General features: G+C 62.7%; 4 protein-coding genes. All 4 read left to right on the top strand.

What is annotated here, in order from left to right; all coding sequences use genetic code 11:
• Positions 1 to 273, top strand: a 273-nt coding sequence (locus AC1DN9_RS29860; protein ID WP_478105985.1) for a chemotaxis protein CheW, incomplete at its 5' end; no start/stop codon positions are given.
• 32 nt (positions 274 to 305) lie between these two features.
• On the top strand, positions 306 to 1877 hold the full coding sequence (locus AC1DN9_RS29855; RefSeq protein ID WP_478105984.1) for a methyl-accepting chemotaxis protein: 1572 nt from the start codon (positions 306 to 308) through the stop codon (positions 1875 to 1877).
• Between the two features lie 56 nt (positions 1878 to 1933).
• Positions 1934 to 3499, top strand: coding sequence for a methyl-accepting chemotaxis protein (locus AC1DN9_RS29850; RefSeq protein ID WP_478105983.1), 1566 nt, complete (start codon positions 1934 to 1936; stop codon positions 3497 to 3499).
• A 46-nt stretch (positions 3500 to 3545) separates the two neighbouring features.
• A partial coding sequence (locus AC1DN9_RS29845) for a chemotaxis protein CheW (protein ID WP_478105982.1) occupies positions 3546 to 3826 on the top strand: 281 nt, incomplete at its 3' end.

Raw genomic sequence — 3826 nt, 5'->3', positions numbered from 1 at the left:
TTTGCGCTGGGCACGCCGAGCTACGACCAGTTCACGGTGGTGATCGTGCTGAACATCGCAGGCCGCGTGGTGGGGATGGTGGTGGACAGCGTGTCGGACGTGATCACGCTGACCGCCGAGCAGATCAAGCCTGCGCCGGCGATGGGGTCGGTGCTGGAAACGGACTACCTGATCGGGCTGGGCACGCTGGACGAGCGGATGCTGATCCTGGTCGACATCGACCGCCTGATGTCCAGCGAAGACTTGGGCCTGATCGAGAAGTTGGCCGCCTGAGGCCGGCAACGAAATTCAAGGGAGACACAGCGATGAAGGACTGGAAGATCGGTACGCGCCTGGGCGGTGGATTCGCACTGGTGCTGGCGTTGGTGGCGGGCATTGCCGGCATTGGCGTGATGCGCTTGCAGAGCGTGGGCGACGCAACGCACGAGATGGCGCGGCAATCGCTCGAGAAGGAACGCATGGCGGCGAACTGGCTGCTGCTCACGAGCACGAACAGCGTGCGCACCTTCTCCCTGCTGAAGAGCAACGACCCGGAAGTGCAGGACTACCTGCAGAAGAACATCACCAAGACCAGTGCGGCGATCTCGGAGGCGCAGAAGCGGCTCGAAGAAGTGCTCGCATCGCCCGAAGAGCTTGCGCTGAGCGCCGACATCAAGAAGAAGCGGGGCGAGTACGTCGACCTGCGCAACACGATCCTCAAGCTCAAGGCGGACGGCAAGCGGGAAGAAGCAGACCGGCTCAGCGGCGAGAAGCTGCTGGCCGCACTCGACAGCTACGACGGAAGCATCCGTGCGATGCTGAGTCACCAGAAGGAGCAGATCGACAAGTCGGCCGATGCCATCGATTCGCTCTACCGGTCGGGCCGAACCCAGTTGCTCGTCCTGGCGCTGCTCGCGCTGGCGGTGGGCACTGTGCTGGCGTGGCTGCTGACGCGCAGCATCGTCGAGCCGATCGGCGAGGCGTTGCTGATCGCCGAGACCGTGTCGGCGGGTGATCTCAGCAAGGACTTCGATACCGATCGCGGTGGCGACTTCGGGCGCCTGCTGCGTGGCATGGGCGAGATGGAAGACAGGCTCACCGATCTGGTGGGCCGCATCCGGGCATCGACCGACTCGATCGTCGTCGCGTCGAAGGAGATTGCGGCCGGTAATCACGATCTCTCATCTCGCACCGAGCAGCAGGCGAGTTCGCTGGAGCAGACGGCTGCCTCGATGGAGGAACTCACCTCGACCGTCAAGCAGAACGCGGACAACGCGCGCCAGGCCAACCAACTCGCCGTCTCAGCGTCCGAGGTGGCCGTGAAAGGTGGGGAAGTCGTGTCCCAGGTGGTGGACACGATGGCCTCGATCAACGCGTCGTCCAGGAAGATCGTGGACATCATTGGTGTGATCGATGGCATCGCGTTCCAGACCAACATCCTGGCGCTGAACGCGGCGGTCGAAGCCGCACGCGCAGGTGAACAAGGCCGTGGCTTTGCTGTGGTGGCTTCCGAGGTGAGAAGCCTCGCGCAACGCTCTGCGGCAGCGGCGAAAGAAATCAAGGGCCTGATCGACGACTCGGTCGGCAAGGTCGATGTGGGCAGTGCATTGGTCGGCGACGCCGGGAAGACGATGGAAGAGATTGTCGACAGCGTCAAGCGGGTGACGGACATCATGGGCGAGATCACGGCAGCCAGCCAGGAGCAGACCTCGGGGATCGAACAGATCAACCAGGCGATCACGCAAATGGACCAGGTGACGCAGCAGAACGCGGCGCTGGTGGAAGAAGCGTCGGCCGCGGCCCAATCACTGCAGGAACAAGCTGGAAGCCTCTCGCAGGTGGTCGGTGTCTTCAGGCTCGACAGCGACACGAGCTTGCGGGCCTCAACATTTGCGTAGCACTGCCGATAGATACCTGTATCTCTATCGATTCGAACCAACGAAGGAAATGTGCGATGAGTTTCAAGGATCTGAAGATCGGCACGCGCCTGGGCATCGGCTTCGCGGCGATGCTGGTGCTGATGGCCGGTATTTCCACGACCGGCATGGTCCGGCTGGGCAACGTGGGCGATGCAAGCGAGCAGATGGTCGCGGGCCCACTGGTCAAGGAGCGCATGGTCGCCCAGTGGTCCACCCTGCTCGCAGCCAACATCGTGCGCACCTTCGCGATGGTCAAGTCGATGGACAGTACGACCGAGGCCTACTTCAAGAAGGAACTCGCCGCGGGACAGGCGCTCACCAATCCACTGCAGAAGCAGGTAGAGGAAGTGATGACATCGCCCGAGGAGAAGAAGCGCTACGGCGACGTGGCCGAGGCGCGGCGGGTCGTGCTCGAGTTGCTCGCGACGCTGAACAAACTCAAGGCAGGCAATGACTGGGAAGGCGCCAACAGTCTGGCGGACAAGGAATTCGCCGCCGCGTTGGCCAACTATGAGAAGGCCGTCGGCAATCTTGCCGTCTACGAGCGCGAGCAGATCGATGCTGTCGCCAAGGGCATCGCCAAGGACCACGAAGCCGGACGCACCTGGCTGATGTTGCTGTCAGCCGTTGCGCTCCTGGTCGGTGCCCTTGCGAGTTGGCGGCTCACGGTGGGCATCGTGAAGCCCCTGGGGCAGGCCGTGCAAGTGGCCGAGACGGTGGCGGCCGGCAATCTGGGCAGCCGTATCGAGGCGGAGAGCCGTGACGAGACCGGCCAGCTCATGCAGGCGTTGAGGAACATGAACGACAGCCTGGCGAAAGTGGTGGGCGAGGTGCGTACGGGCACGGACACCATTGCGACGGCGTCGGGCCAGATCGCGACGGGCAACCAGGACCTGTCCTCGCGCACCGAAGAGCAGGCCAGCTCGCTGGAGCAGACCGCTGCCTCGATGGAAGAGCTGACCTCGACCGTCAAGCAGAACGCGGACAACGCGCGGCAGGCCAACCAGCTCGCCGTCTCGGCGTCCGAGGTTGCCGTGAAAGGTGGAGAAGTCGTGTCCCAGGTGGTGGACACGATGGCCTCGATCAACGCTTCGTCCAGGAAGATCGTGGACATCATCGGTGTGATCGATGGCATCGCTTTCCAGACCAACATCCTGGCATTGAATGCGGCGGTCGAAGCCGCACGCGCAGGTGAACAAGGCCGTGGCTTTGCTGTGGTGGCTTCCGAAGTGAGAAGCCTCGCGCAACGCTCTGCGGCAGCAGCGAAAGAAATCAAGGGCCTGATCGACGACTCGGTCGGCAAGGTCGATGCGGGCAGTGCATTGGTTGGTGAAGCCGGCAAGACGATGGAAGAGATCGTCGACAGCGTCAAGCGCGTGACGGACATCATGGGCGAGATCACGGCAGCCAGCCAGGAGCAGACCTCGGGGATCGAACAGATCAACCAGGCCATCACGCAGATGGACCAGGTGACGCAACAGAACGCGGCACTGGTGGAAGAAGCGTCCGCAGCTGCCCAATCACTGCAGGAACAAGCTGGAAGCCTCTCGCAGGTGGTCGGCGTCTTCAGCTTCGAGTCCGGCCGATTGGCGCATTCATGAACGCGAAGCGCCCCGGATTCACCTACCTAATCATGGAACCCACAAGATGTTGACGAAGACCACAGACCCTGCAAGCACAGCGGTGCGCACCGGCAAACCGCTGGAGTTTCTTTCCTTCACTCTCGGCCACGAGGAATACGGCATCGACATCCAGAAGGTGCAGGAGTTGCGGGGCTACGACGCGGTGACGCGGATCGCGAACGCGCCGGAGTACATCAAGGGGGTGGTGAACCTGCGCGGGATCATCGTTCCGATCATCGACATGCGGATCAAGTTTGCGCTGGGCACGCCGAGCTACGACCAGTTCACGGTGGTGATCGTGCTGAA

The organism is Variovorax sp. 05L425 (assembly GCF_056397705.1).
Note: the sequence above shows the minus strand (reverse complement) of the source record. Positions and strands in the feature narration are given on the sequence as shown.

What these genes read in the sequence shown, in the direction of transcription:
- AC1DN9_RS29855 (WP_478105984.1), top strand. Translation starts at nt 306, where the DNA reads ATGAAGGACTGGAAGATCGGTACGCGCCTGGGCGGTGGATTCGCACTG.
- AC1DN9_RS29850 (WP_478105983.1), top strand. Translation starts at nt 1,934, where the DNA reads ATGAGTTTCAAGGATCTGAAGATCGGCACGCGCCTGGGCATCGGCTTC.